Origin of the sequence: Terasakiella sp. (assembly GCF_048267425.1) — a bacterium.
Lineage (GTDB): Bacteria > Pseudomonadota > Alphaproteobacteria > Rhodospirillales > Terasakiellaceae > Terasakiella.
The window spans coordinates 490621-516670 of sequence record NZ_JBLWXN010000002.1 but is presented as its reverse complement, the minus strand read 5'-3'; the positions used below and the strand labels follow the sequence as shown (position 1 = coordinate 516670).

The 26050-nt window shown below is 50.0% G+C and carries 25 protein-coding genes and 1 tRNA gene; 18 read left to right on the top strand and 8 right to left on the bottom strand.

The genetic code is table 11. From position 1 onward, the window contains the following. Positions 1 to 8: 8 nt before the first annotated feature. The 5 genes from dut to ubiE all read right to left on the bottom strand — a co-directional run bounded on the left by dut (position 9) and on the right by ubiE (position 4850). Entirely contained in the window at positions 9 to 470 is a 462-nt protein-coding gene (gene dut / locus ACN0VA_RS05620) for a dUTP diphosphatase (RefSeq protein ID WP_417820197.1), read from the bottom strand. A 3-nt stretch (positions 471 to 473) separates the two neighbouring features. Further along, a complete protein-coding gene (gene coaBC, locus ACN0VA_RS05615) occupies positions 474 to 1679 on the bottom strand; it encodes a bifunctional phosphopantothenoylcysteine decarboxylase/phosphopantothenate--cysteine ligase CoaBC (RefSeq protein WP_417820196.1) in 1206 nt (401 codons plus the stop codon). 131 nt (positions 1680 to 1810) lie between these two features. Continuing rightward, on the bottom strand, positions 1811 to 2545 hold the full coding sequence (locus tag ACN0VA_RS05610; RefSeq protein ID WP_417820195.1) for an SDR family oxidoreductase: 735 nt from the start codon (positions 2543 to 2545) through the stop codon (positions 1811 to 1813). Between the two features lie 5 nt (positions 2546 to 2550). Continuing rightward, entirely contained in the window at positions 2551 to 4092 is a 1542-nt protein-coding gene (ubiB, locus tag ACN0VA_RS05605) for a 2-polyprenylphenol 6-hydroxylase (RefSeq protein ID WP_417820194.1), read from the bottom strand. Then, on the bottom strand, positions 4092 to 4850 hold the full coding sequence (gene ubiE / locus ACN0VA_RS05600; protein ID WP_417820193.1) for a bifunctional demethylmenaquinone methyltransferase/2-methoxy-6-polyprenyl-1,4-benzoquinol methylase UbiE: 759 nt from the start codon (positions 4848 to 4850) through the stop codon (positions 4092 to 4094). The genes ubiB and ubiE overlap by 1 nt, the downstream gene beginning before the upstream one ends. 81 nt (positions 4851 to 4931) lie before the next feature. On the opposite strand from ubiE, the gene mutM reads away from it, so the two are divergent. The 8 genes from mutM (at position 4932) to gyrB (ending at position 14407) form a co-directional block, all read left to right on the top strand. Next, a complete protein-coding gene (mutM, locus tag ACN0VA_RS05595) occupies positions 4932 to 5759 on the top strand; it encodes a bifunctional DNA-formamidopyrimidine glycosylase/DNA-(apurinic or apyrimidinic site) lyase (RefSeq protein ID WP_417820316.1) in 828 nt (275 codons plus the stop codon). Positions 5760 to 5774: 15 nt separating this feature from the next. Next, entirely contained in the window at positions 5775 to 6143 is a 369-nt protein-coding gene (locus ACN0VA_RS05590; RefSeq protein WP_417820192.1) for a hypothetical protein, read from the top strand. A gap of 30 nt (positions 6144 to 6173) precedes the next feature. Continuing rightward, on the top strand, positions 6174 to 6950 hold the full coding sequence (locus ACN0VA_RS05585; protein WP_417820191.1) for an enoyl-CoA hydratase: 777 nt from the start codon (positions 6174 to 6176) through the stop codon (positions 6948 to 6950). 224 nt (positions 6951 to 7174) lie between these two features. Further along, the gene (gene rpsT, locus ACN0VA_RS05580; RefSeq protein ID WP_417820190.1) at positions 7175 to 7438 is read left to right on the top strand and encodes a 30S ribosomal protein S20; all 264 of its coding nucleotides are present in this window, start codon (positions 7175 to 7177) and stop codon (positions 7436 to 7438) included. Positions 7439 to 7803: 365 nt separating this feature from the next. Then, complete coding sequence (gene dnaA, locus ACN0VA_RS05575) at positions 7804 to 9312, top strand: chromosomal replication initiator protein DnaA (protein ID WP_417820189.1); 1509 nt, start codon at positions 7804 to 7806, stop codon at positions 9310 to 9312. Positions 9313 to 9569: 257 nt separating this feature from the next. After that, entirely contained in the window at positions 9570 to 10688 is a 1119-nt protein-coding gene (gene dnaN, locus ACN0VA_RS05570; protein ID WP_417820188.1) for a DNA polymerase III subunit beta, read from the top strand. A gap of 27 nt (positions 10689 to 10715) precedes the next feature. Then, on the top strand, positions 10716 to 11906 hold the full coding sequence (gene recF, locus ACN0VA_RS05565; RefSeq protein ID WP_417820187.1) for a DNA replication/repair protein RecF: 1191 nt from the start codon (positions 10716 to 10718) through the stop codon (positions 11904 to 11906). Between the two features lie 29 nt (positions 11907 to 11935). Next, positions 11936 to 14407: a DNA topoisomerase (ATP-hydrolyzing) subunit B gene (gyrB, locus tag ACN0VA_RS05560; RefSeq protein ID WP_417820186.1), complete on the top strand. Its 2472-nt coding sequence runs from the start codon at positions 11936 to 11938 to the stop codon at positions 14405 to 14407. A 195-nt stretch (positions 14408 to 14602) separates the two neighbouring features. On the opposite strand, the gene ACN0VA_RS05555 is transcribed toward gyrB, so the two are convergent. Further along, a tRNA-Ser gene (locus ACN0VA_RS05555) sits at positions 14603 to 14693 on the bottom strand. Between the two features lie 218 nt (positions 14694 to 14911). On the opposite strand from ACN0VA_RS05555, the gene ACN0VA_RS05550 reads away from it, so the two are divergent. From ACN0VA_RS05550 to ACN0VA_RS05510, 9 genes are all read left to right on the top strand, one after another. Next, complete coding sequence (locus tag ACN0VA_RS05550; protein ID WP_417820185.1) at positions 14912 to 15607, top strand: AAA family ATPase; 696 nt, start codon at positions 14912 to 14914, stop codon at positions 15605 to 15607. A gap of 108 nt (positions 15608 to 15715) precedes the next feature. Continuing rightward, entirely contained in the window at positions 15716 to 16693 is a 978-nt protein-coding gene (locus ACN0VA_RS05545) for a calcium/sodium antiporter (RefSeq protein WP_417820315.1), read from the top strand. Positions 16694 to 16722: 29 nt separating this feature from the next. After that, positions 16723 to 17481 carry an SDR family oxidoreductase gene (locus tag ACN0VA_RS05540; protein WP_417820184.1) on the top strand — a complete coding sequence of 253 codons (759 nt, stop codon included), beginning with the start codon at positions 16723 to 16725 and terminating at the stop codon, positions 17479 to 17481. Between the two features lie 20 nt (positions 17482 to 17501). Further along, complete coding sequence (folB, locus tag ACN0VA_RS05535) at positions 17502 to 17915, top strand: dihydroneopterin aldolase (RefSeq protein ID WP_188663855.1); 414 nt, start codon at positions 17502 to 17504, stop codon at positions 17913 to 17915. A 420-nt stretch (positions 17916 to 18335) separates the two neighbouring features. Continuing rightward, entirely contained in the window at positions 18336 to 18884 is a 549-nt protein-coding gene (locus ACN0VA_RS05530; protein WP_417820183.1) for a gamma-glutamylcyclotransferase, read from the top strand. A gap of 126 nt (positions 18885 to 19010) precedes the next feature. Beyond that, a complete protein-coding gene (locus tag ACN0VA_RS05525) occupies positions 19011 to 20186 on the top strand; it encodes an aspartate aminotransferase family protein (protein ID WP_417820182.1) in 1176 nt (391 codons plus the stop codon). Next, positions 20186 to 21094, top strand: a complete 909-nt coding sequence (gene argF, locus ACN0VA_RS05520) for an ornithine carbamoyltransferase (protein WP_417820181.1) — start codon at positions 20186 to 20188, stop codon at positions 21092 to 21094. Before ACN0VA_RS05525 ends, argF begins: the two co-directional genes overlap by 1 nt. 95 nt (positions 21095 to 21189) lie before the next feature. After that, a complete protein-coding gene (locus ACN0VA_RS05515; RefSeq protein WP_417820180.1) occupies positions 21190 to 22113 on the top strand; it encodes an Hsp33 family molecular chaperone HslO in 924 nt (307 codons plus the stop codon). Positions 22114 to 22173: 60 nt separating this feature from the next. Then, positions 22174 to 22740 carry a hypothetical protein gene (locus tag ACN0VA_RS05510; protein WP_417820179.1) on the top strand — a complete coding sequence of 189 codons (567 nt, stop codon included), beginning with the start codon at positions 22174 to 22176 and terminating at the stop codon, positions 22738 to 22740. Here the strand turns inward: ACN0VA_RS05510 and ACN0VA_RS05505 are convergent, their stop codons facing one another. Together ACN0VA_RS05505 and ACN0VA_RS05500 are read right to left on the bottom strand one after the other, a co-directional pair. Further along, entirely contained in the window at positions 22741 to 24195 is a 1455-nt protein-coding gene (locus ACN0VA_RS05505) for a TrkH family potassium uptake protein (protein WP_417820178.1), read from the bottom strand. Between the two features lie 116 nt (positions 24196 to 24311). Beyond that, positions 24312 to 24788, bottom strand: a complete 477-nt coding sequence (locus ACN0VA_RS05500; protein ID WP_417820177.1) for a hypothetical protein — start codon at positions 24786 to 24788, stop codon at positions 24312 to 24314. A 143-nt stretch (positions 24789 to 24931) separates the two neighbouring features. Here ACN0VA_RS05500 and ACN0VA_RS05495 point away from each other — a divergent pair, with 143 nt between their 5' ends. Then, entirely contained in the window at positions 24932 to 25933 is a 1002-nt protein-coding gene (locus ACN0VA_RS05495) for a YeiH family protein (RefSeq protein WP_417820176.1), read from the top strand. Positions 25934 to 26050: the final 117 nt, after the last annotated feature.

The following is a 26050-nucleotide window of genomic DNA, read 5'->3' as shown; positions in this document are numbered from 1 at the left end:
ATTATAGTTTATTTATTGTTCAGCCCCGTAGAGCCAAAACCGCCGCTTCCTCTTTGTGTATCGGGAAGTGTGTCGGTTTTCTCCCATGAAATAGTGGTAACCGGGGCGACGACCATTTGTGCAATACGCATACCGCGCTCTATAACAAAATCGTCATCCCCTAGATTGATTAAAATGACGCCGACCTCACCACGATAATCGGCATCAATTGTGCCCGGTGCGTTGGCGACCGTGACACCGTTTTTGGCGGCAAGGCCTGAACGCGGTCGTACTTGAGCCTCATAGCCCACGGGAAGGGCGATGCTGAGGCCAGTAGGTACAATTGCGCGTTTCCCAACGGGCAAAACCAGCGTGTCGTCAATGGCAGCCAAAAGGTCCATACCGGCGGCATGTTCGGTAGCATAATGGGGCAGGGCCAAGTCGGCTCCGTGAGGAAGCTGAACGACATCGACCTTTACTACATGATCCATTTGTTAATCTTCTTTCAAATAATCTGCAATTTTTGCGGCAAGACGTTTGGCTACCTCTTTTTTTGACAGAGTTGGCCAGTCTTCGCATTGATTTCTCGCAATGACGTGGACTTTATTTTCATTTCCACCAAACGTCCCTGTAGATGGGGAGACGTCATTGGCAACGATCCAGTCACATTGCTTACGTATGCGCTTGGCGCTTGCGTATTCGCGGATATTTTGCGTTTCAGCGGCAAACCCGACAACCAGCTTGGGACGTTGATCCCCTGCTTGGGACAGGGTGGCTAAAATATCCGGGTTTTCTGTCAGCTTCAGGTCGGGGATGTGGCCCGATCCGTCCTTTTTCAGCTTTTGACCGGCTTCATTGTCCACCCGCCAATCGGCAACGGCGGCGGCGCAAACGGCAATATCGGCAGGCAAGGCGTTCTGGCAGGCGACAAGCATATCGCGTGCGGACTCGATCTCGATCAGCTTGACCCCGTTGGGCGCTTCAAGGCGGGTCGGACCGCTGACAAGGGTGACTTCACAGCCCAGTTTTGCCAGTTCTGCGGCAATGGCATGACCTTGCTTACCGGAGGAACGATTGGCAATGTAGCGTACCGGATCAATCGGTTCATGGGTTGGACCGGATGTTACAATGGCTTTTTTACCTAAAAGGGGACCCGTCTTGAACAGGCGACGTTTTACCGCCTCAACGATGTCCAGTGGATCCACCATGCGGCCCAGACCATATTCCCCGCAGGCCATATCGCCTTCATCAGGGCCGATCATTTCAACACCGCGTTCGATCAAAGTGTTCACATTTGTCTGCGTGGCTGGATGATCCCACATGCGTACATTCATGGCCGGGGCCATCAGGACAGGCTTGTCCGTTGCCAGCAGCGTTGTGGAGGCTAGATCATTTGCCAGCCCCTGTGCGGCTTTTGCCATTATGTCAGCGGTTGCCGGGGCAACGACGACCAAATCGGCACTGCGCGAAAGGTGGATATGACCCATTTCCGATTCTTCATCCAGATCGAACATGTCTTCATAGACTTTATCGTTGGACACGGCAGCCAATGCCAAGGGAGTTACAAATTCCTTGGCGGCACGGGTCAGAATACAACGCACGTCGATTTGCTGTTCGCGCAGGCGGCGAACCAATTCGGGCGTTTTATAAGCGGCGATTCCACCAGTAACGATCAGGAGTATTCTTTTGTTCTTATACACGACGTGTTCCTATGCGAATTACGCGCAAAATTTGTACATAACCTAGTCAGAAGGATGTTATGGCGCAAGGAAATATGTAGGGACATTCAATAAAAAAGAATAAATATATGATTTAATTATATATATTCTAATTAAAAATGAGCCTGTAAGCCACCGTCAACGGTTAAAACTTGCCCGGTTACATAAGAGGATGCTGCAGATGCGAGGAAAAGACAGGCGCCCGTGATCTCTTCGGGGCGCCCCCAGCGTTGAAGGGATGTTCGCATTTTTAAAAAGCTTGCGATCATTTCATCCTCAACCATCGCCTGATTGGCTTTGGTGGCAAAAAAACCGGGGGCAATGGCATTGACGTTGATGCCGCGTGGGCCAAGTTCTGCAGCCAAGGCGCGGGTTAATCCGGTTAGCCCCGCTTTGCTGGCGGTATAGATCGCATCACCTGCGCGGGCCATATCCCCGGCAACAGAGGTGACGTTGATAATCCGCCCGCCGACAGGCATATCACGGGCGACTTGTCGGCTGAGTTCAAAAGGAGCGACAAGGTTGCTGTCGAGCAATTTACGCATATCGTCCAGATCAAACTCATCTATGTTACGACGATCCCGTCCCCCGGCATTATTTACCAGAATATCCAAGGGGCCGAGCTCGGACAGGATCGGTGCAATGGCAGCGCTGTCTGTGATGTCGAAGGCCAAGGCTCTGGCATTCGGGATATTTTGGATTGCCGTTTCCAATGTGGCTTGAGTGCGCCCATTGAAATAGACAGTTGCGCCGGCTTCGCATAATGCTTTTGCCATTTCGAACCCCAATCCCCGGCTTGCCCCGGTAACAAGGGCGGTCTTTCCGCTGAGGTCAAAAAGCGCATTCATGGGAATTAATCCAGATATTCGACGATCAAAGCTGCAGCGAGACCGAGGGCAATGACCCACCCCATCCAATTAAACCCGGTATGTCGCACGCCGGGGCGTTTGCCCGTATCCAGTTTCAAACCGTTTTTACCGATATCGTCCAGTCGTTCCTCAATGTTGGCGATGATACGAGGCAGGCGCAGCAATGTATCGCGGGTTTCGCTGGCAACGGCTTTGACGCGGGCTTGCGGACCAAGGTTGTCACGCATCCAGCGTTCGATAAACGGTTCTGCCAAAAACCACATATTGACATTGGGGTTCAGGTTGCGCCCCACACCCTCGGCAATGAGCATGGTTTTTTGCAATTGGATCAACTGCGGTTGGGTTTCCATTGCGAAATATTCGGTGACTTCAAACAATTGTGCAAGCAGGCGGGCCATCGAAATTTCATTTTGCGGCAAACCCATAATGGGTTCGGCAATTGAACGCGCGGCTTGGGTGAACAGTTCGACCGATTGGTTCATCGGTACCCAGCCCGCTTCGAAATGGACTTCGGCGCAACGTTTGTAATCGCGTGTGATGAAGGAAAGCAGCAATTCGCCTAAATGGCGTTGTGTTGCATGATCCAAACGTCCGGTAATGCCAAAATCGACCGCGGCCAAGCGTCCGTCATTCAGGACGAACATGTTACCGGGGTGCAGGTCGGCATGGAAGAAGCCGTCACGAAACACCATGTTGAAAAAGGCCATAGAGGCTTTTTCCAGAATATCGTTGGGATTATGTCCGGCTTTATTCAGTTCGTCGATTTCGTCCACGTTCAAGCCGTGAATACGTTCCAGCACCATCACGCGTTTGGCGCAATAGGGCCATTTGACTTCCGGGATATAGAAATAGTCGTCATCTTTGAAGTTTTCGCGCATTTCATCGGCAGCAGCGGCTTCAAATCGCAAATCCATTTCAAAACGCACGGTATCTTCCAAAGCCTGAACCGACTCGACCAATTTAAGGCGCATCAGGTCGGGGCGGGCGCGTTCTACCCACTGGGCTATTGTGCTCATCAGGTGGAAGTCAGCCTTGAAATCGCGGCGAATGTTGGGTCGTAAAACTTTGACGGCGACTTCTTCACCCTCGATGGTTTTTGCAAAATGAACTTGTGCGATGGAGGCTGCGGCAACCGCTTCATCGTTAAATTCGCTGAAGAATTTTTCGACAGGGCCGCCAAGATCTTCTTCGATAATGCGTCGGGCTTCTTTGCCGGAAAACGGCGGCAGGCGATCTTGCAGTTCAGTCAGATCGTCTGCAATTTCATCCCCCATGACATCGGGGCGTGTGGACAGGGCCTGTCCCAATTTAATGGCGGTCGGTCCCAAATCATGTAAGGCGCGCGCCAGGCGCTGACCAGGGCGCATCTGTTTGATCCCGCGCACACGTCCAACCGGAACCAGACGGGCCATAAACACGATGACAGGGGCAATGCCCAATTGTTCAAACAGGAACAAAACATCATAGCGCGCCAGCGTGAGAGCCACGCTCATCAGACGTTTCAAGATAGTGAGGGATCGAAACATCAAATCTTCCAACCTGAATGAATGGCAGCAATACCGCCGGTAAGGTTGCGGTATTTCACCTGATCAAAACCAGCGTCGCGGATCATTTGCGCAAAGGTTTCCTGTGGTGGAAACTTGCGAATGCTTTCGGCCAGATATTGATAGGAATCTCGATCCTTGGCGACCACCGCCCCGATTTCAGGCAGCAGTTTAAAGGAATAGAGGTCATAAATTTTATCCAGAACCGGCATAACCACCTGAGAAAATTCAAGACACATAAAACGCCCGCCCGGTTTTAGAATACGATGGGCATCGCGCAAGGCAGCCGGAATGTCTGTCACGTTGCGAATGCAAAAAGCAATGGTGTAGGCATCCATTGAATTATCCGGTACAGGCAGTTGTTCCGCATTGCCGCACAGCCAGCTCAGGCCTTCAAGCCGGTGGGCATCAACGGAACGACGGCGCCCGACTTTCAACATTTCATGGTTGATATCGGTGACCGTGATGTGCCCCTGACCACCGCGTTTTGTAAAACGGTCCTGAATACGAAACGCAATGTCGCCTGTGCCGCCGCCGACATCAATGGTATTCCAGCCCGGTTGCGGATTGAGCCAGTCAACCATTTGATTTTTCCACAGGCGGTGAACGCCGGCGCTCATCAAATCGTTCATAATATCGTAGTTGGAGGCGACGCTGTCGAAGACACCGCGCACCATCTTCGCTTTTTCATCCTTGGCTACCGTGCGGAAACCGAAATGTGTCGTATCTTGATCGGACATGCCTTAAATTCTCTTTTAATATAGAATGAGCGAGAAAATAGCCTAAGGTCATGCAATAGGCTAGCATTAATGGAGAAGAATTTGCCTGAATTACCCGAAGTCGAAACAGTACGCCTTGGTCTTTTGCCCGCCTTGGAAGGCAGAACGATCAAAGATGTGGTTGTCCGCAGGCGGGATTTGCGCACGCCGGTGCCTGAAAATTTTGAAGATCGTGTGCGAAATCAAAAAGTTTTAGGCTTGAGCCGACGTTCCAAATATATCCTGATTTCGTTGGAAAGCAGGGAGACAATTATCGTTCATCTGGGGATGTCGGGCCGGATCAGAATTGAAGAAGGAAACCCGTGTGAACCGGATAAACATGATCATATCGAATTTATAACCGATTCGCGCCACTGTATCCGTTTTGGCGACCCTCGCCGGTTTGGTTTTGTCGATTTGATCCAAGCTGGGCAGGTCGATCTTTATCCATCTCTGGCTAAATTAGGGCCAGAACCGTTGGATGCCGATTTTGTGGGGGATGTGCTTTATGACCGATTGAAAGGACGCCAAACCACAATGAAGGCGGTCTTGATGGATCAACGCATTCTTGCTGGATTGGGAAATATATACGTGAATGAGGCGCTGTTTCGTGCCGGGATTGCGCCGCAGAAAAAAGCCGGAAGCCTGAGTCGCGCGCAGGCTGAAAAATTGGTCATGGTGATTAAAGATGTTTTGCAAGAGGCGATTTCTGCCGGTGGGTCATCTTTGAAAGACCATCGCCAAACGGATGGGGAGCTGGGATATTTTCAGCATTCCTTTCAAGTCTATGGACGCGAGGGAGAGGCTTGTCTGAATTGCCAAAGCGAGATCATTCAGCGTATGGTTCAGCAAGGACGATCCACTTTTTACTGTTCGAGTTGCCAACAATAAGGTATGAGGTTGGACATGAAACATGCATTGCGCATAGGATTACTGGCGGTTCTGTTACTTTTCAACAGGCAGGCATTGTCACAGGATCTGACGTTTTTGTCAGCTCTTGAGGATGTGCCCTTGATGGAAGGGTTGCAGGAAGCGACGCAGGATACGGTGAATTTCGACACGCCGTCGGGCCGTATTGTCGAATCTTATGCAGTTGGCAATGTCACAAAACAGTCCGTGTTGTCTTATTATAAAGGAAGCTTACCCGCATTGGGATGGAAGCAAATCGCAGTGGGTACTTTTATGCGTGAGGGGGAGTATTTGAAGATTTCGGTCTCCACGCAGGACAGCAATGTGACGGTTCATTTTGCATTGTCACCGAAACGAGGGAACTAAACGTTCCAGAATAATTTAGGGATAGGAAATATGGCTTACGAACATATTCTCGCAGAGAAAAAAGGCCGCGTTGGTCTGATTACACTTAACCGCCCCAAGGCGTTGAACGCGCTATGCACGCCGTTAATTGACGAGTTGGGCACTGCGCTGGACCTCTTTGAGGCAGACAGCGAAATCGGGTGTATCGTTCTGACAGGCAGCGAGAAAGCCTTTGCTGCCGGTGCAGATATTAAAGAAATGTCTGAGCGTGATTTTATCGACGTTTATTCCAATGATTTCATTACAGATGATTGGGAAAAAGTGGCTAAGTGCCGCAAGCCCGTTATTGCCGCTGTTGCTGGCTACGCACTGGGCGGCGGGTGTGAAATGGCCATGATGTGTGATTTTATCATTGCGGCGGAGAATGCCAAGTTCGGTCAACCTGAAATTACCATCGGGACCATCCCAGGCGCCGGTGGCACGCAACGTCTGACGCGTGCAGTTGGCAAGGCAAAAGCGATGGAAATGTGCCTGACAGGCCGCATCATGGATGCCGAGGAAGCAGAACGCTCCGGTTTGGTGACCCGTATTGTGCCGGTGGATAACCTGCTTGAAAATGCACTGGAAACGGCGGATAAAATTGCCAAACTGTCTCAACCCGTTGTGATGATGGCAAAAGAGTCGGTCAATAAGGCATTTGAAACGACTTTGGCAGAAGGTGTTATGTTTGAACGACGCACGTTCCACACAACTTTTGCTTTGGAAGACCGCAAAGAAGGGATGTCCGCTTTTGCAGAAAAGCGCCAACCCAACTTCAAAAATAAGTAATTTGTAAAAAAGCAGGCAGAAGAATCGTTGTTTGCTTTTTTATATATCGCTCATAAATCCCGCGACTTTTGACAGATGTTCGTCTTTTACATTTTTAAGTGTCGCGGGTTTCGCATTGAAAAGTGCCGTTTGTAACTTTTCTGCAATTGAGTCTTGACGTGGTTGTGGGAACTCCTTATAAGCCCCCAACCGATTTTAGAAATCAGATTTTTCAGGAACTAGTGATGGCTAACACCCAAAACGCAAAAAAACGCGACCGTCAAAACGAACGCCGCACTGCAGTAAACTCTGCACGTGTTGGCCGTATTCGCACCTTCATCAAAAAAGTAGAAGCTGCGATTGAAGCTGGCGATAAAGCCGCTGCACAGGCTGCGTTTCAAGTTGCTATGCCGGCTTTGCACGGTGGCGTCTCTAAAGGCGTTGTGCACAAAAACACAGCTTCACGCAAGCTGTCCCGTTTGTCTACACGTATTAAAGCACTCGCTTAATCGTAAGACAAAATCGGGATTCGAAGTTCTGACAAAAGGGTCGCAAGCATTTGCCGTTGCGACCCTTTTGTCGTGCTTGAAACCCAAGGTTACCATGATTTTTACCGGGCGGCGTCAAGTTATTTTTTTCGTAATAGTACAAATGAAGCAGTGGACTCTTCGCGGCAGTGGCGATAAAGTTATCCACAACCTTGATCCGGTTACGCAGTGGTATCGATGATCACTGTATAAAAATCATAAAGACCGGATCTGTCATATAAAAAAAATGAGCTACGCATAAGCGAGGCCTCTTCTTCATTGAAGGAGAGCGGAGCCTGCGGTGATTTATTGGTTGATGGATCGCGGTTAGGAGCCTTTAAGAATAAATGAGTTGGGCAATCGAGGGCGCCAGAACGCGTGATCGATTCGGGTTAGGAATATTATTGGGCATGTCTCAGGCGAGTATGACTTCAACATTGGACGGTGAATGGGCGCAGGTTTGTTCCCATATGCGTGACGAAATTGGCGAAGCGGCATTTGATAGTTGGTTTAAACCGATGGCCGTTCATTCAGTGGATGCAGGGACGGCAAATATCTGCGTACCGACCCGATTTATGCGGGACTGGATCGCGAATAACTACCTCAATCAAATTAGGGCGTTGTGGTCATCCTTGAACCATCAGATTACGGATGTGGAAATTATTGTAACCAATACGCAATCTGGTCATGGGATTTTGGCACAAGCCAGTCAAAATGCCCGCCAAGCGCAGGGTGATCCGGCGCAGTCGATGCAAAAAACACCTGTGCAGGCGCAAGGCGCACCTTCTTATGGACGTCCGCAGGAAATGCCGAACCTTGCCGACCAGCTCGGCGCGCAGCTTGATCCGCGCTATACCTTTGATAATTTTGTGGTGGGCAAGCCGAACGAATTTGCCCATGCGGCCTCCAAACGGGTGGCAGAAGCCGACATACCGCCGTTCAATCCGCTGTTTCTTTACGGGGGGGTCGGTCTTGGTAAAACCCACCTGATGCATGCCATTGCCCATCATATGCGTTTGGTACATCCTAATCGCACCGTGGTTTATTTATCGGCTGAAAAATTCATGTATCGTTTTATTCGGGCGCTGCGTGAACAAAAAACCGTCGATTTCAAAGAACAGTTTCGCAGTGTCGATATGTTGTTGATTGATGATGTGCAGTTTATTGCCGGAAAAGAATCGACGCAGGAAGAATTGTTCCATACCTTTAATTCGCTGGTGGATCAGGGGCGCCAGATCGTTCTGTCTGCGGATAAATCGCCGTCCGATATTGAAGGGTTGGAAGATCGCTTGAAATCACGCTTGAACCACGGTCTTGTGGCGGATTTACATGCGACGACTTATGAACTTCGTTTGGGTATTTTGCTTTCCAAGGCAGAACAATTAGGTGTTGAGCTGCCGAGCAAGGTCACGGAGTTTTTGGCATATAAGATCGCCTCAAACGTACGTGAGTTGGAAGGGGCGTTAAACCGTATTGTAGCGCATTCCCAGTTGGTCGGGCGACCTATTACGCTGGAAACCTCACAAGAAGTGCTGCACGACCTTTTAAGGGCCAATGATCGCCGGGTGACGATTGAAGAAATCCAGAAAAAAGTCGCTGAGCATTTCAATATCCGTGTTTCGGATATGCATTCTGCACGCCGTGCCCGTTCTGTGGCGCGGCCTCGCCAAATCGCCATGTATCTGTCCAAGCAATTGACGTCGCGCTCATTACCTGAGATTGGGCGCAAATTCGGTGGACGAGATCATACAACCGTTATGCATGCGGTTAAGAAGGTTGAGGAACTCGGCCTTCATGATCGTGATTTTGCCGAGGATGTCGAGCTCTTGCGTCGTATGTTGGGTGGCGTCGGCTGATCCTTTTTAGTATAAAAATCCATATAATCTACCTCAGTTTGAACCGCATGGTTGAGCCTGTGTGACGAGTAGGCAAAAGCCTTTAATTTTTCTGTGAAAAATGGGCAAAAAAGCTTCGGTTTCTCGCAGGCTTTGTTATAATGGCGGACCGTTTTGTCGGGGGTGGGGGTAATCCCTTGTGAAACCAAGATAAAATGGTATTCGACGGGTAGGCGAAATTAGTTATTTGTAATCATATTTGAAGCGATAAGAACGTTATGAAAATTACTATCGAACGCGCAAAGCTTATGAAGTCTCTGGCTCACGTGCAAAGTGTTGTGGAACGCCGCACCACTATTCCGATTTTGAGCAATGTGAAACTGGATGCTCATGGTGGTCGTTTGTCTTTGAACGCGACGGATATGGACCTTGATATCGTCGAAACGGTTGACTGCGAAGTGATCAGCGAAGGTGCGACCACCGCACCGGCCCATATGCTGTATGACATCGTGCGTAAGCTGCCTGATGGCTCGCAGGTTGAACTGGACAACGGCGCCAATGAAGAATTGCTGACCTTGCGCGCCGGGCGTTCCAAATTTACGCTGGCTTGTTTGCCGACGATGGATTTTCCGCTGATGTCCGGCGGGGAACTCGATCATAACTTCGCCCTGCCCGCCGGGGAGCTGAAAGGCATTATTGATCGTACACGGTTTGCGATTTCAACCGAAGAAACCCGCTATTACCTGAACGGCATTTATGTGCATGCCGGTGAAAATAACGGTGTGCCGGTTTTGCGGGCGGTGGCAACGGACGGTCACCGTCTTGCCAGTGTGGAAGTGCCGATGCCGGAAGGGGCCTCTGATATGCCGGGGGTTATCGTGCCGCGCAAAACGGTTGCAGAATTGCGCAAACTGATTGATGAAACCAACGATGATGTTTCGATTTCTCTGTCGGAAACCAAAGTTCGTTTTGCTTTTGGTGAGGTGATTTTGACCTCGAAGCTTATCGACGGAACTTTCCCTGATTATGAACGGGTTATTCCGACCAATAATGACAAGATGATGGAATTGGATTGTAAATCCTTTGCGGCTGCGGTGGATCGGGTGTCTGCGATCTCGACCGAAAAATCCCGTGCGATTAAGCTGGAAATCAAGCCCGGTTCGTTGGTTCTGTCAGCAAGCAGCCCGGATGCAGGCAGTGCGACCGAAGAAATTGAAGTCAGTTATGGCTACGACGATATTGAGATCGGCTTTAATTCCAAATATCTGCTGGATATTGCGCAACAAGTCGAGGGCGAAACGGCGCAGTTTATGTTGTCTGACGGTGGGTCACCAACCATTGTACGCGATGCCGCAGATAGCAGCGCCTTGTACGTTTTGATGCCGATGCGTGTGTGATCGACGCGGGCAAAGTGATTATTCAAGGTGAATGAAGCCGTCGAAAAAAACGTTCTTGGGGGGGCGGTGCCGATCAGTGTGACGCGCCTGACACTCAGCAATTTTCGATGTTATGAATTTCAACGCCTTGATCTGGATAGCCGGCCTGTTGTGCTCTGTGGGCGCAACGGGGCCGGCAAGACAAATATCCTTGAAGCGGTGTCGCTTTTGACACCGGGGCGGGGAATGCGCCGGGCCAAGGCTGTGGATCTTGCCCGTCGTGACGAAGGTTGTGATGAAGATAGCGGGCGACCCTGGGGGGTTGCTGCAACGGTGCATACCGTTGGCGGTCCGGTTGATATCGGGACGGGTCGTGAAGAAACAGGACGGAGCGGAACGCGTGAACGTCGTGTTGTAAGGATTGAAGGCGAAACGGCACGGGGGCAAAATGCTCTGGCTCGATATGTCGATGCCGTTTGGTTGTTACCGCAGATGGACCGTCTGTTTTTGGATGGACCGATTGCGCGCCGCCGATTTTTGGATCGTTTGGTGTTTGGCTTTGATGACAAACATGCCGGACGAATGAATGCGTATGAGCATGGGATGCGCGAACGTGCAAAACTGCTCAAAACCGGTCGCAATGACGATCGCTGGCTGTCTGGTCTGGAAGATCAGATGGCAACCAAGGCGGTGGCTGTTGCGGCGGCGCGCAAGGATATTGGGCAACGGTTGAACATTTTGGCCGTTGAGGGGTATGGCCCTTTTCCCGGTGCACGCCTGCAACCGACCGGGATGATCGAAAGCTGGCTGGATGAATTCAGCGCGCTGGAGGTCGAAGACAAATTCCGTGCCTTTCTGGCGGAGCATCGCAGCATCGATGCCCAGCTTGGCGGGGCATCAGACGGGGTGCATAAAAGCGATCTTTCGGTGCGTCATGTACCCAAAGATCAACCGGCGGAAGTTTGTTCCACCGGGGAACAAAAAGCGTTGTTGACCGGCATGGTGCTGGCCAACACCAAAGCGTTGGCTTTGGACCGGGGGCGGGTTCCGCTTCTGTTGCTGGACGAGGTGGGGGCCCATCTTGATCAGGATCGCCGCAAGGCGTTGTTCGAAGCCATCCGTGCCATCGGCGCACAAGCCTGGATGACAGGGACCGATCAGGAGGTTTTTGCCCCCTTATCGGGACAAGCCAATTTTTTCAATGTGGAGAAATCGGCTGTTGAACGGGTAAACGAATAAGACGAAGGTTAAACTTAGGTAGATAGACCATGAGTGAAGAAAACCAGATCAGCGGTGAAGCCAATGTTGAAGCATACGGCGCAGATTCCATTAAGGTTCTACGCGGTCTTGAGGCTGTGCGAAAACGTCCCGGTATGTATATCGGGGATACAGATGACGGAACCGGCCTGCACCACATGGTTTACGAGGTTGTCGATAACGGAATTGACGAAGCCTTGGCCGGACATTGCGATACCTTGACGGTAACGTTGAATGGCGATGGCTCCGTGACCGTATCGGATAACGGTCGTGGTATTCCGGTTGATATCCATGCTGAAGAAGGTGTGTCTGCCGCCGAAGTTATTATGACCCAGTTGCATGCGGGCGGGAAGTTTGACAGCAACTCCTACAAGGTTTCCGGTGGTTTGCATGGTGTAGGGGTTTCCGTTGTAAATGCCTTGTCTGACTGGTTGGAATTGCGCATTTATCGCGATGGTAAAGAACATTATGTTCGTTTCGAAGACGGGGCGGCGGTTGAATCGCTCAAGGTTGTTGGGGATGCGCCGAAAAAAGAAGATGGCAGCTACCAGACCGGGACGTTTGTGACGTTTCATGCCTCTGAAGAAATCTTTGCGATTACAGAATACGATTATAATACGCTGGAACATCGTTTGCGCGAACTCGCCTTTTTGAATTCTGGTGTTGGCATGTTGCTGCGCGATGAACGCCATGCTGAACCGCATGAAACGGCGATGCGTTACGATGGGGGCCTGCTGGAATTTGTCAAATATGTTGATCGATCCAAAAACGCCCTTGTGCCGGACCCGGTCTATATGAACGGCAATAAAATTGATAATAACGGCGATGAAGTCGGTGTTGAAGTTTCCATGCAATGGAACGACAGCTATCACGAAAACGTCTTGTGTTTTACCAATAATATTCCGCAACGCGACGGCGGAACCCATTTGGCGGGTTTCCGGGGTGCCTTGACCCGAACGGTGAATGCCTACGCCCAATCCAGCGGTTTGGCGAAAAAGATGAAAGTGTCGATCTCCGGGGAAGACATCCGTGAGGGATTAACTTGCGTGGTTTCTGTGAAAGTGCCGGACCCGAAATTCTCGTCCCAAACCAAAGACAAGTTGGTGTCCAGCGAGGTTCGCCCCGTTGTCGAAGGCGTTGTCGGGGAAACCTTGGCCGAATGGTTTGAAGAACACCCCAATGAAGCCCGCCAGATTATCAGTAAAATTTGCGAAGCCGCTGCGGCGCGTGATGCTGCGCGAAAAGCGCGGGAATTGACCCGTCGTAAAGGGGTGATGGATATCTCTTCTTTACCCGGTAAATTGGCCGATTGTCAGGAACGTGACCCTGCTAAATCCGAACTGTTTATCGTGGAAGGGGACTCCGCCGGTGGATCTGCGAAGCAGGGCCGTGATCGTAAAAGTCAGGCTATTCTACCGCTTAAAGGTAAAATTCTTAACGTGGAACGTGCCCGTTTTGATAAGATGCTGAGCTCTGCGGAGGTCGGGACATTAATTACGGCAATGGGAACCGGCATCGGACGAGAAGACTTTAATATCGAGAAATGCCGCTATCATAAAATTATCATTATGACCGATGCGGACGTGGATGGATCGCACATTCGAACCTTGCTGTTAACCTTCTTTTTCCGTCAAATGCCGGAAATTATTGAACGCGGTTACCTTTATATCGCTCAGCCGCCGCTTTATCGTGTGAAGCGCGGTAATTCGGAAGTCTATCTAAAAGATGAAAAGGCTTTGGAAGATCATTTGGTCAACTTGGCTGTGGATGATTGCCTGTTGACACTTCATTCCGGTCATCAAATCGGTGGGGATGATTTGCGCTCGCGTATCAATAATGCGCGTCGGGTTAAGGCCATGTTGGCGAAACTGGCGACCAAGGTACCGTCTTCTATTTTGGAACAAGCAGCCATTGCAGGGGCACTGGATGTGACGTTGTTGCAAGATGAAGAACGTGGGGCCGCAATGGCGCAAAAAGTAGCGGAACAACTAGATGCCAATGAAAGCGATCTTGCACGTGGCTGGGAAGGTTCCGTTTTGGATGACGGCAGTCTCTCCTTTACCCGGACATTGCGCGGTGTGAAAGAAACGCATGTTTTGGATCATGGTATTCTGCGCTCTGCTGAAGCACGTGCCTTGAATAATCTGGCGGCAGAATTGACGGAAAGCTTCGCAAAACCGGCAAAACTGGTTCAGAAAGACAAGGAATACGAGATCAACGGACCGGTCAAACTGGTTGATACGGTGACCGAGTTGGGCAAAAAAGGTATGAATGTCCAACGTTATAAGGGATTGGGTGAGATGAACCCGGAACAGCTGTGGGAAACCACATTGGACGAAAGTGCCCGTTCCTTACTGCAAGTGAAGGTCAATCATGTGGACGAAGCCGAAGAAGTCTTCTCGACCTTGATGGGCGATGTGGTGGAACCCCGACGTGATTTCATTCAGGACAATGCCTTGAAAGTCTCCAATCTGGACGCTTAAGGCGATTTCCTGTTAAATACCTTATAAATCAAAAATGCCTCGATATGAGAATGTCGGGGCATTTTTTTATATTAGATATCGATATCGGGCCGAAAATAACCCATGAGGCGGTGTAAACCGTTCTTCCAAGCCCACGCGTCCTTTGTAGGTAGAAAAAAGAAAAGCGCCCCGAGGGGCGCTGTTTTCTTGAGAAAGTGGCGGACAGAGAGGGATTCGAACCCTCGATGAGCTGTTAACCCATACCCGCGTTCCAGGCGAGCGCCTTCAGCCACTCGGCCATCTGTCCGCAATATCTTTCGATAAGCTGTTCTTGCATAAAGCAAGTGTGCTGGAACGAGGGCGGAAACTATAGAAAAGGACGTAAGCCTGCAACTGTTTTTTTTGTTTTTGCAGAGATTATTTTTCTGGCTTGCGCCATCGCAAGACAATCTTTGTGATTTTTGCTATAATAGGGGATGAAACAGAATAGCCTGTTTTGCAGTCAGAATGCAGGGGAGATGTATCATGTCTATTGATGTACAAGGTGTCATTCAGGCCTTAAGTCGGGCGGTTGAAGTATCCCCCGGTGATACAGACCATACACTTCATCCGGTGATTACAATTTCACGCGATTTGGGCACAGGTGGTGAAGAAATTTCGCGCTTGCTGGCGGAACGGTTGGGATTGGATATTTATGATGAAAATATCATCGACGCGATTGCCCAACGCTCTGAAGTGAACAAAAATGTATTGAAAACCTTACACGAAAAAGTCAGTTCAGCCAGTGACTCGTGGCTGTATGCGATGGTGACGGGTAAGAATGTTTCGCGCACAGATTATATCAACGCACTGGTGACGGTGATCCGCTGTATTTATCACAAAGGCGGCATTGTTATTGGGCGGGGCGGCCATGTGGTTTTACAAGGCCGTGATGTGTTGCGGGTCCGGTTAACCGGCTCAAACGAAGCTTGCGCGAGACGGGTGGCTCATCGTGAGCGCCTCAGCCTGTCGGAAGCCAAAGCACGCTGTAAGGAGGTCAATCAGGAGCGGGCAAAATTCGTTTGGAACATGTTTAGTTCCCGATTGAATGATCCGACGAATTTTGATCTGACAATCAATACGGATCATTTTGCCCATTATGAACAAGTCGTGGAAATTTTAATCCGTAGTATGGAAATGATGGGGTTTTCGCAACGTAGAACAGGAACGACCAACAGGTAATTTCTTTCAAAAGGGCTTGTAAATGTCAAGACCCCCTTTACATTCAGGGGGGAGCGTGGCAAAGCAGTCAGCTCGTTTGACAAAAGCCCGAAAGGTCGATCTCCTGTGATGATGTATATTTTGATTGCGATTGGTTTCGTCTTGCTATTGATCGGGGCGGAATTTCTCGTCAAAGGGTCTGTTGGCCTTGCGCGTCGGATCGGCGTATCGCCCTTGGTGATCGGCATGACTGTCGTCGCGCTGGGTACCAGTGCGCCGGAATTCGTGGTCAGTCTGGATGCTGCGCTGGAGAATGCGGCCGGCATCGCCACGGGCAACATCATCGGGTCAAATATTGCGAATATTCTGTTGATTTTAGGGGTGACAGCCCTGATCAAACCTGTGCAGGGGGATCCCGGTGCGGTTTTGCGCGATGGCGTGATCTTGCTGGTCTGTTCGGCTGTTTTTACGGCCTTGTGTTGGTTTGGTGTCTTGGATGTCGTCGCAGGCTTCATCCTGTTTGGGATGTTTATCTGTTTTCTGTTTTATTCCTATTGGCGCGAACGTCATGGCGCCGACCCGGAAATGGCAGAACTGCATGCCCATGAAGCGGAAGAGATCGAAGTGCCCGACAATATCTGGCTGATGCTGGTGATGACCATTGGCGGGATTGCGGCTGTTGTTTATGGTGCGGAATTATTGGTTAATGGTGCCACAGAAGTTGCGCGTCTTTATGGCGTTCCTGAAGAAGTTATCGGTTTGACGATGATCGCAATCGGAACCAGTCTGCCGGAACTGGCCGCCAGCGGTATGGCGGCCTTGCGTGGGCATACCGATGTCGCCCTTGGCAATGTTATTGGTTCCAACCTGTTTAACATTCTGGGGGTTTTGGGCTTGGTTGCTTTGATCCAGCCTCTGCCGGTTGCTCAACAATTGTTAGATTTCGACCTCTGGATTATGATGGGAGCGACGATCCTGTTGGTCCCATTTATGGTGACGCGATGGGAATTGTCGCGCAAAGAGGGCTTCGTTTTTGTCCTGTTTTATGCGGCTTATATTTCCGTGCAGGCTTATGGGGTTGAACATCTCTTGGCGCAGTTTAGTTAAGTTTAAGAGGTAAAGGATCGTTGGCGAACGTGCAGAAAGTTGCTTTAATCACCGGGGCGGCACATCGTATTGGCGCTCATATCGCTCAGATATTGGCGGCTCAGGGATGGGCGGTTGCCCTGCATTATCATGGCTCACGCGAAAATGCGGCCCATGTCTGTCACGTAATAGAAGAGGCGGGTGGGACTGCCTGCGCCTTTAGTGCGGATTTTTCAAACGAAGAAGATGTTCAAAACTTGATCTCTGTGGTGAGCGCCGAAATGGGGGGTGTAGATGCCCTGATTAACAATGCCTCGGTTTTTGAAAATGATACGGCTTATGATGCAACACGCGAAAGCTGGGATTTGCACATGTCGGTTAATTTGCGCGCGCCCTTTGTTTTGTCGCAAAACTTTGTTGCAGCCTTGCCGACGGGGTTCTCCGGAAATATTATCAATATCATTGACCAACGGGTCTGGAACCTGACGCCCCATTTTGCCAGTTATACGATTTCCAAGGCGGGACTGTGGACAATGACGCAGACATTGGCGCAGGCGTTTGCCCCGAATGTGCGGGTTAATGCAATTGGGCCGGGGCCGACATTGGCCAGTGCGCGCCAGTCTGCTGAGGACTTTGAGCAACAGTATTTGTCCGTTCCACTAAAAAAACCTACTGATCTTGTGGAAATTTCCAACGCTGTGTTGTATATCCTAGGCGCACAAGCGATGACGGGGCAAATGATTGCCCTTGATGGTGGGGAACATTTGGGTTGGGCGCAAGGCGACAACCACACACCGCCGAAAGAATAACAGACCGATAGGTAAAGCCGATGAGCGCGTTTCAAGCCGAGAATGTCCAACCGCTTCGTATTGCCGATGCGAAAGCCGCCGTGCGTCATGTATTTATTCGTGACCTCGTTTTATTATGTTCGATCGGTGTTTACGAACATGAACACGATGCCCCGCAGCGTATTCGTGTCAATCTGGACCTGACGGTGAGTGAAAGTCACCATAACGACAATATCGACCATGTCGTTTGTTATGAACAAGTCGCCAATAAAGTCCGCGAGATCGTGTCGGGCGATCATACCAATCTGTGTGAGACGCTTGCCGAAAAAATTGCAGCCTCCTGCTTGCAAGATATTCGTGTGCGATGTGCGCGCATCCGTGTTGAAAAACTGGATGTCTTTGCCGATATCGCAAGCGTCGGTGTTGAGATCGAGCGTTTCAACGCTGGGGTGTGAATTGACGGGGAATCAAGCCCTGTTTTTTATGTTAGGTTGAGCCGGATTTAGAATCGCTTTTTTGCGAATCGTAGGGAATCCGTAGGTGGGTCCCCTGCAAAGTTTTGCACATTCTGTAAAGAGAAAAAAAACGTTACATTTGCGTTAAGAAAATCTTACGACTGGAGTCCGGGGCTAAAAACGATTCTTAAAACTCTATATAAAACAATCACTTATTTATGTGCACAAAAAATAGGCATGTTTTAGGAACGCGCAGTTTTGCTGGCCTAATTGTACATCTCCAAGATTAACTCACAAACTTATCCACAGGCTTGGTGGATTAAAATTCTACGTCGCAGAAGTCCTTGGATTCCCACTTGAAATCCACCGGGCGATGGTGTTGAGTAAAAAGATGCGTGGCCGAAAAATAAAAGTGAGCAGATGACAGTCAAGAAAGATATATGGGTTTTTGCATACGGTTCCTTGATGTGGCGTCCGGGGTTTGACTATCTGGAAAGCCGCAAGGTGACATTGGAAGGATATCACCGTGATCTGTGCATTTTGTCTTATGTCTTTCGCGGTAGACCGCAGGTTCCCGGTCTGGTGTTGGGGTTAAATCCCGGTGGTACCTGTTTGGGGGTGGCTTTTCGTGTGGCGGGTGCACAGGTGACGGATGTGATGGATTACCTGTATGAGCGCGAGATGATCCATGAAGTCTATGAACCCAAATGGGTGAAGGCGATGGATGAAACGGGAGAAGTGCTGGAAACCTATACCTTTGTATCCATTGCAGACCACCCGCAATATGCAGGACATTTTGAACCGGACACAAAGGTTGATCATGTCTTGCAAGGCGTGGGGCAGATGGGGCGTTCCCTGGAATATCTGGAAAATACGTGTCGCCATATTCGGGCCTTGGGCATTGTGGATGAGGGGCTGGAGAGCATTTTGCGTGCTGCACAGGCCAAAGAAATGCAAAAAACCGACTAAAAAGGCGACAAAGCCGTGAAAACAGGCCTTTTTCGAATTGACAGAGGCGGGTGCAATCCCGATACTCGTCGGCTTTCCTAATTGGAAAATATTTTTTCAACAAACGTGTGGTAAAGGTACCGACAGATGACGAATGCAGTCATGAAAACCTATGCCCCGGCTGATGTCGTTTTCGATAAAGGCGAGGGTGTTTACCTAATCGCTGAGGACGGAAAACGCTTTCTGGACTTCGGCGCCGGTGTGGCGGTGACATGTCTTGGACATGCACACCCGCATCTTGTTTCTGCCCTGACGGAGCAGGCCGCAAAATTGTGGCATTGTTCCAATCTTTATCGCATTAAGGGACAGGAACGATTTGCCCGACGTCTGGCTGACAGCACGTTTGGTGATGTGGTCTTTTCCTGTAATTCCGGGGCGGAGGCCAATGAATGTGCGATTAAGATAGCACGTAAATATTTTGCGGCGAAAGGGTCCAAACGCTATCGCATTTTAACGTTTTCCGGTGCTTTTCATGGCCGGACAATGGCGACATTGTCCGCCGGGAAGCAAGCCAAGCATTGTGACGGATTTGGCCCGATGCTGGACGGTTTTGATCAGGTGGCTTTTAATAATCTGGACGCGGCACGTGCTGCGATTACAGAGGAAACGGCCGCTGTTCATGTCGAGCCTGTTCAAGGCGAAGGTGGCATGCGCCCCGCGGATATTGCCTTCCTTCAAGGCCTGCGTCAGTTGTGTGATGAACACGGCATCCTGTTGATGATGGACGAAGTTCAAACCGGCGTTGGTCGAACAGGTAAATTGTTTGCCCATGAATGGGCGGGGATTACACCGGATGTGATGGCGATTGCCAAAGGGATTGGCGGTGGTTTCCCGGTTGGCGCCTGTATCGCAACGGCTGAGGCCGCCAGCGGTATGGCACCGGGCGCGCATGGTTCGACCTATGGCGGGAACCCCTTGGCAATGGCTGCAACCAACGCGGTTCTGGATGTTGTCTTGGAAGACGGTTTTTTAAATCGTGTCGCGCAGATGGGCGAATATCTGCAAAAACGTATGGACGATGTGGTTGCAAAATATCCGCAGATTGTCAAAGGCGCACGTGGTCTGGGCTTAATGGTCGGCTTTGAATGCGTTGTGCCCAACACGGATTTGGTTGCGCAATGTTTTAACAATGGTCTGTTGGCGGTGCCGGCAGGCGATAATGTGATGCGTTTGTTGCCCCCGCTTGTGGTTCAAGAAGAACATATCGAGGCGGCAATTGCGATTATCGAACGCTCCTGTAAAGAACTTTCGGAAAAAGTATAATGAAACCGAAGCATTTTTTAGATTTAAGTGAATTGGACGTCAGTGATTTGCGTCAGATTCTGGATCATGCCATAAGTTACAAAAATGGCATGAACGTCATTGGTGGCATGTCACCGCTTGCCGGTAAAACGCTGGCAATGATTTTTGAAAAGCCCAGCACCCGTACGCGTGTTTCTTTTGAAGTCGGTATGGTGCAACTGGGCGGTCACCCGCTGGTGATCATGGGCGATAATTCCCAATTGGGTCGTGGTGAAACGATTGCCGATACCGCGCGTGTTCTATCACGTATGGTTGATGGCGTGATGTTGCGCACTGATTCCCATGAAAAACTGATGGAAATGGCGCATTACTGTACGGTGCCTGTTATCAACGCCCTGACGGATAATAGCCATCCTTGTCAATTGATGGCCGATATTATGACGATTGAAGAACATCGTGGCCCCATTGGCGGCAAAGTGGTGACATGGATTGGCGATGGCAACAATATGGCCAATTCTTATGTGGAAGCCGCAACCCGTTTCGGTTTTGAATTGCGTCTGTGCTGTCCGGATGAATTGATGGTCGATGATCATTATCTGGATTGGGCCGCCAACGAAGGCGGGAATGTGTCTGTGGTCAAAGACCCCAAACAGGCGGCCAGTGGATCGGACGTTATTGTGACCGATACATGGGTATCTATGGGGGATACGGATTATGATCGCCGGATGGAATTGTTGACCCCTTATCAGGTCAATGCGGATTTGATGGCACAGGCAGAAAATGATGCCTTGTTCCTGCATTGTTTACCGGCGCACCGTAACGAGGAAGTCACCGACGAGGTGATCGACGGGGTGAATTCCGTCGTTTGGGACGAGGCGGAAAACCGTCTCCATGCTCAAAAAGGCGTTATGGTCTGGTCAATGATGTAATCTGCGACTATATAACAGCCAAGGTTTAATTTTTGTTGCGCCCCTGATCCGTTTTGTTACGGTTGGGGGCGTACCTGTTCTGTTGAGTATGTAAAATGAGCAAACAATTGTTGGAAGACCGCGTTTTACCGTTTCAGGTTGATGAACTGGATATTCGCGGCCGGGTCATTCGTCTGGGAGCGTCCGTTCATAAGATCTTGGATGCCCATAAATATCCCAAACCGATTGCCGATATCTTAAGCGAAGCAATGGGCTTGACGGTTGCACTGGCGTCCGGGTTAAAATATGACGGTGTTTTTTCTCTTCAGGCGATTTCCGAAGGCGAAGGGGCTGGCCCGATCAAGGCGTTGGTCAGCGATATTACGTCTGACGGTGGTTTGCGCGGTTATGCCGGTTTTGATATGGATAAACTGTCTGCTTTGGGCAAGGATGTTGAACCGAGTGTGGAAACTCTGTTGGGAACCGGGCGCTTGGCCTTTACCGTCGATCAAGGTAAACATATGCAGCCTTATCAAGGGTTGACAGCGTTGGAAGGTCAGTCTTTAAGCGAATGTGCCTATAGCTATTTTAAAAATTCTGAACAGCTGGATACGGCGTTTAAAATCGCACATGGCGATAGCGGAATTTGTGTGGTGATGATCCAGCGTTTGCCCGATGAAAGCGGCAATGACGAAGAGGCGCGTGAAAAATGGAACCATGCTTCCATTATGCTGAAAAGTCTGACGGATGCGGAAATGCTGGATGCCAGCCTCGGTATGGCGGACCTGCCCTATCGCTTATTCCATGAAGAAGGCGTGCGTGTCTATGAAACCAAGGCCATTCATCAGGAATGCCGCTGTTCAGAAGAACGCCTGATAGCAACATTGAAGGGCATGCCAGTGCCGGAACTAAACGATATGATCGAGGAAGGCGGAACGACAGTTACGTGTCATTTCTGTTCCACAAACTACACGTTTAGCAAAGATCGTCTGACAGAACTGCGCGCTGAAAAACAGGCGGAACAAGCCGTCAAACATTGACAATTCAAACGTTTGTGCGTTCACTGGTTGTCGGTGCAAATAACGACATAGGTATTCGACATGAAAAAATGGATTTTTGCTTTCGCAGGTGTGTTGCTGATCTCGGCTTGTACGAATACGCCGCCGGTGCAAAATCTGCCGGAAATGACCTTTAAGCATCTTGCGCCAATTCCAGTGCAAGCGGCAAAACTGGATGTTGTGAATAAAAGTGTCACCAGTGTTGACGGTAAGGAAATTTCCCACCGTCTGCCGACGTCACCAAAACAGGCGATGACGCAATGGGCTTATGATCGATTGCAACCCAACGGGTCGGGGGGACGGGCCGTTTTCACGATTTTAGAAGCTTCGGCCGTTGAAAATAAACTGGAAAAACAGACAGGTCTCAAAGGTGTCTTTACCACGGACCAGTCTGAACGCTATGACCTGACTGTGGACGGGCGCTTGGATGTCTATGATGCCCAAGGTAAAAATAAAGGTTTTGCGACAGCAAAGGCACATCGTTATATGACGGTCTCAGAAGATACCAGCCTTCTGGAACTTGAAAAAAAATGGTACGAGCTTCTGGAAAAATTGATGGCTGATTTCAATCAGGTGATGACGGAAAATATCCGTACACAATCTTTCTAATTAACCGCGCCAGAAAGTCGGCATAAACAGCACGAGGACGGTAAATAATTCAAGCCGTCCGAGCAGCATACCAAACGACATCAGCCACTTGGCGGCATCCGGGAATGTCTGGAAATTACCACTTGGTCCTGCAACTTCACCCAAGGCAGGGCCGACGTTGGCAAGCGCGGTTGCCGCGCTGGTGATGGCCGTTACATAGTCCAGTCCCATCATGCCAAGTGCCATTGTCAAAAGCGCAAAGCAAACCCCAAAGATAAAGAAGAAGCTGAGAACCGAGGTCATAACTTCGTCCGGGATTGGGCGACGGTTATAATAAGGGATGAAAACACCGTGAGGTTCCAACAGGCGTCTGATTTGGGTTTTTGCTGCGGCATAAAGAACCTGAAAACGAAAGATCTTGATCCCGCAAGTCGTGGAACCGGAACAGCCCCCGATAAACATAATAAAGAAAAAGATCGGCCAGGCAAAATGGCCCCAGACCTGATAGTCAGTTGTGGCGTAGCCTGTGCCGGTGATGATGGAAACCACGTTGAAGGCGCCGTAACGTAAGGAATGGATGGGATCGTAACCTTCTTGCAGCCATAAGAAACCGGTGGCCAGTGCGATTAATAAAAAGATAATCACCATGAACCACTGAACCTGTGAATCTTTGATCAGCGCCTGATAGTTACCGCGCAAAGTTCGTAAATACAGCATAAAGGGCAGGGAGCCGACAATCATACCCAATGTAATGATCCCATCAATTGCCCCGCTATCGAAATGTCCCACCGATCCATCGGACGTGGAAAAACCACCTGTGGCAATGGTGGTCATAGCATGGCTAACGGCTTCAAACGGGGTCATCCCGACAAACCAGAGGGCCACGGCCCAAATGGCGGTCAGGCCGAGGTAAATGACGGAAATTCCGGCTGATATTTGTGCGGCCTTGGGCAAGGCCTTATCCGATGTTTCAAAGGCTTCCACCTTAAAGAGTTGCATCCCCCCGACGTGCAGCATCGGCATAATTGCAACCGCCATCACAATGATCCCGATTCCGCCGAGCCATTGCAGCAGAGCCCGCCATAACAGCAGGCCCGGTGGGGCATAATCCAGCCCGGAAATAACCGTTGACCCGGTTGTGGTGATGCCGGACATGGCCTCGAAAAACGCATCGGTGTAGGACATGTCCAGTTCGGAAAAAGCAAAGGGGAGAGCGGCAAAAACAGTCATCACGAGCCAACTGAATGTTGCCATGATGAAGCCCTGACGAATGGAGAAATACATTTTTTCCCGACTGCGACCCGCCAAGGCCAAGGCCATACCGACAAACAGGGTCACGCCGGAAGAGAGCATAAAGACTTGCCAATCCGGGTTGCCTTGCGCCATGTCGACAAGCATAGGGAGTAACATACCCAAAGCCAATGTCATCAGCAGAAGACCGATGATGAAATATATAGGTCGCAGGTCGAGTTTCATGTCAGCTTTATGTTAAGGATTGCCCGAAAGGGCGATTCTTGGCCGAAATGACACGGAAAGTCCATAAAAAACAAACGCTCTTTACCAATAAGATCGTATAGCAGGTCCAGATGGCATTATTCAACGATCAGTTTGTAATCTGGTGTCGGGTTTAAAGGACAGGAATACAGGTATTCACCCGGTTTCAATTCAACCTCATAATCCCGACTGACGCCTGTTGTCAGACCGCCACCGGAGATACTGGTCTTGGTCAATTTATGCAGCGGGTTTTTCCAGTTGTAATCTTTGTCTCGCAGCCAAAAACCAAGTTCATAGGGCACGTTTTCATTTTTGACACGGAATGTATATGTGCCGGCTTTCAGGGTCAGGGCTTTTGCTGTTTTCAAACGTTCGGCTTGTGTTTGGCGATTGTAGGCTTCGCAATCTTTGGCGGAAGTCGATTTTATGGCGTGATCAATCCCATTTTCAGCTTCAACAAACTGGCACGGGGTTTGGGTCAGGGTAATCACTTGGGCGGCATCGGCGTGTTGGGGCGCAAATGCAGAAAATATGGTGAAAACAGCCAAGAGGCGAAACATGATCAGACCTTTCATCAAATTGTATATCCTTGAAATTTTGCCTGAACGGCGTCCAAAAAACAAAACACGTCTGCGTGATCGATTTTAAAAAGATTTTGAGAACGCAGACTGCTATGGTACGGCCTTGATCGAAAACTCCTCAGTAAGGTACAGAAACGATGGAACGCATCGGGAATTTTTATCGTGACAGATTTTCCGGCCTGTTGGTGGCTCTGACGATTGCAATCGCAGCGGTTTTTCTGTCCGATCATTATGGTGCGCCGACGATGCTGTTTGCCTTATTGTTGGGGATTGCGTTTAATTTTTTGTCCGAACATGAAAGATGTGCCCAAGGGATCGATATGGCGGCCAAACAGGTTTTGCGTATCGGTGTTGCCTTGTTAGGGTTGCGTATATCCTTTGCTGCCTTGCAAGACCTTGGTTTGATCCCGGTTGTGCTGGTGATCGCCGGGGTGGTCACGACGATCTTTTTAGGGATCGGTTTGACCCGTCTTTTCACAAAAAAGACAGCATTCGGTTGTTTGACCGGTGGGGCCGTTGCCATTTGTGGTGCATCAGCCGCAATGGCGTTGTCATCTGTTTTACCGCAAGGAAAAGATGGGGAACGTGATACCATTTTCACGGTTGTCACGGTGACGGCGTTCAGCACTATGGCGATGGTCATCTACCCCATCATTGCCGCAGCCCTTGGCTTGAACGAACAACAAACCGGTGTGTTTTTGGGGGCGACCATCCATGATGTCGCACAGGTGGTTGGGGCGGGATATGGTGTGTCTGATCATACAGGGGATGTGGCAACCGTTGTGAAGTTGTTGCGTGTTGCCATGCTGTTACCCGTTGTTTTGATTGTTATGATGGCGGCGCGTGCCCATCTCAAAGCAGATAAGACGAGTGAAGCGAAATTACCGTTTCCGTGGTTTGTGCTGGGATTTGTGGCGCTGGTCATCTTAAACAGCAGTGTGGATATCCCTGTTGTGATTTCCAGCACCCTGATTGATGTGTCGCGCTGGTGTATTGTGATGGCGGTCGCTGCCCTGGGGATGAAGACGTCATTTGCCGCCTTGGTCAAGGTCGGTTGGATGCCGTTGGTTTTAATGTTGGTGGAAACGCTTTATCTGGCAGGCTTGGCTTTAATTGTGATTACATTCTGGATGGTTTAATCGTTAAGTAACCAAACAATATCCTTGCCTTGAACGTCACAAAACGCTACATCATGGCCTCGAAATAAGGCTTGATGCTGTAAGGCAAAGCTTCACGGTCTGATGCTGTAAGGCAAG

Excerpts from the sequence above, each read along its gene's own strand:
- ubiB (WP_417820194.1), bottom strand. The coding sequence starts at position 4,092 with ATGTTTCGATCCCTCACTATCTTGAAACGTCTGATGAGCGTGGCTCTC.
- rpsT (WP_417820190.1), top strand. The coding sequence starts at position 7,175 with ATGGCTAACACCCAAAACGCAAAAAAACGCGACCGTCAAAACGAACGC.
- ACN0VA_RS05505 (WP_417820178.1), bottom strand. The coding sequence starts at position 24,195 with ATGAAACTCGACCTGCGACCTATATATTTCATCATCGGTCTTCTGCTG.
- argF (WP_417820181.1), top strand. The coding sequence starts at position 20,186 with ATGAAACCGAAGCATTTTTTAGATTTAAGTGAATTGGACGTCAGTGAT.
- ACN0VA_RS05510 (WP_417820179.1), top strand. The coding sequence starts at position 22,174 with ATGAAAAAATGGATTTTTGCTTTCGCAGGTGTGTTGCTGATCTCGGCT.
- gyrB (WP_417820186.1), top strand. The coding sequence starts at position 11,936 with ATGAGTGAAGAAAACCAGATCAGCGGTGAAGCCAATGTTGAAGCATAC.
- ACN0VA_RS05550 (WP_417820185.1), top strand. The coding sequence starts at position 14,912 with ATGTCTATTGATGTACAAGGTGTCATTCAGGCCTTAAGTCGGGCGGTT.
- ubiE (WP_417820193.1), bottom strand. The coding sequence starts at position 4,850 with ATGTCCGATCAAGATACGACACATTTCGGTTTCCGCACGGTAGCCAAG.
- ACN0VA_RS05500 (WP_417820177.1), bottom strand. The coding sequence starts at position 24,788 with ATGAAAGGTCTGATCATGTTTCGCCTCTTGGCTGTTTTCACCATATTT.
- ACN0VA_RS05495 (WP_417820176.1), top strand. The coding sequence starts at position 24,932 with ATGGAACGCATCGGGAATTTTTATCGTGACAGATTTTCCGGCCTGTTG.
- ACN0VA_RS05525 (WP_417820182.1), top strand. The coding sequence starts at position 19,011 with ATGACGAATGCAGTCATGAAAACCTATGCCCCGGCTGATGTCGTTTTC.
- ACN0VA_RS05530 (WP_417820183.1), top strand. The coding sequence starts at position 18,336 with ATGACAGTCAAGAAAGATATATGGGTTTTTGCATACGGTTCCTTGATG.
- dnaA (WP_417820189.1), top strand. The coding sequence starts at position 7,804 with ATGAGTTGGGCAATCGAGGGCGCCAGAACGCGTGATCGATTCGGGTTA.
- ACN0VA_RS05515 (WP_417820180.1), top strand. The coding sequence starts at position 21,190 with ATGAGCAAACAATTGTTGGAAGACCGCGTTTTACCGTTTCAGGTTGAT.
- ACN0VA_RS05545 (WP_417820315.1), top strand. The coding sequence starts at position 15,716 with ATGATGTATATTTTGATTGCGATTGGTTTCGTCTTGCTATTGATCGGG.
- dnaN (WP_417820188.1), top strand. The coding sequence starts at position 9,570 with ATGAAAATTACTATCGAACGCGCAAAGCTTATGAAGTCTCTGGCTCAC.
- ACN0VA_RS05585 (WP_417820191.1), top strand. The coding sequence starts at position 6,174 with ATGGCTTACGAACATATTCTCGCAGAGAAAAAAGGCCGCGTTGGTCTG.
- ACN0VA_RS05590 (WP_417820192.1), top strand. The coding sequence starts at position 5,775 with ATGAAACATGCATTGCGCATAGGATTACTGGCGGTTCTGTTACTTTTC.
- dut (WP_417820197.1), bottom strand. The coding sequence starts at position 470 with ATGGATCATGTAGTAAAGGTCGATGTCGTTCAGCTTCCTCACGGAGCC.
- ACN0VA_RS05610 (WP_417820195.1), bottom strand. The coding sequence starts at position 2,545 with ATGAATGCGCTTTTTGACCTCAGCGGAAAGACCGCCCTTGTTACCGGG.
- folB (WP_188663855.1), top strand. The coding sequence starts at position 17,502 with ATGAGCGCGTTTCAAGCCGAGAATGTCCAACCGCTTCGTATTGCCGAT.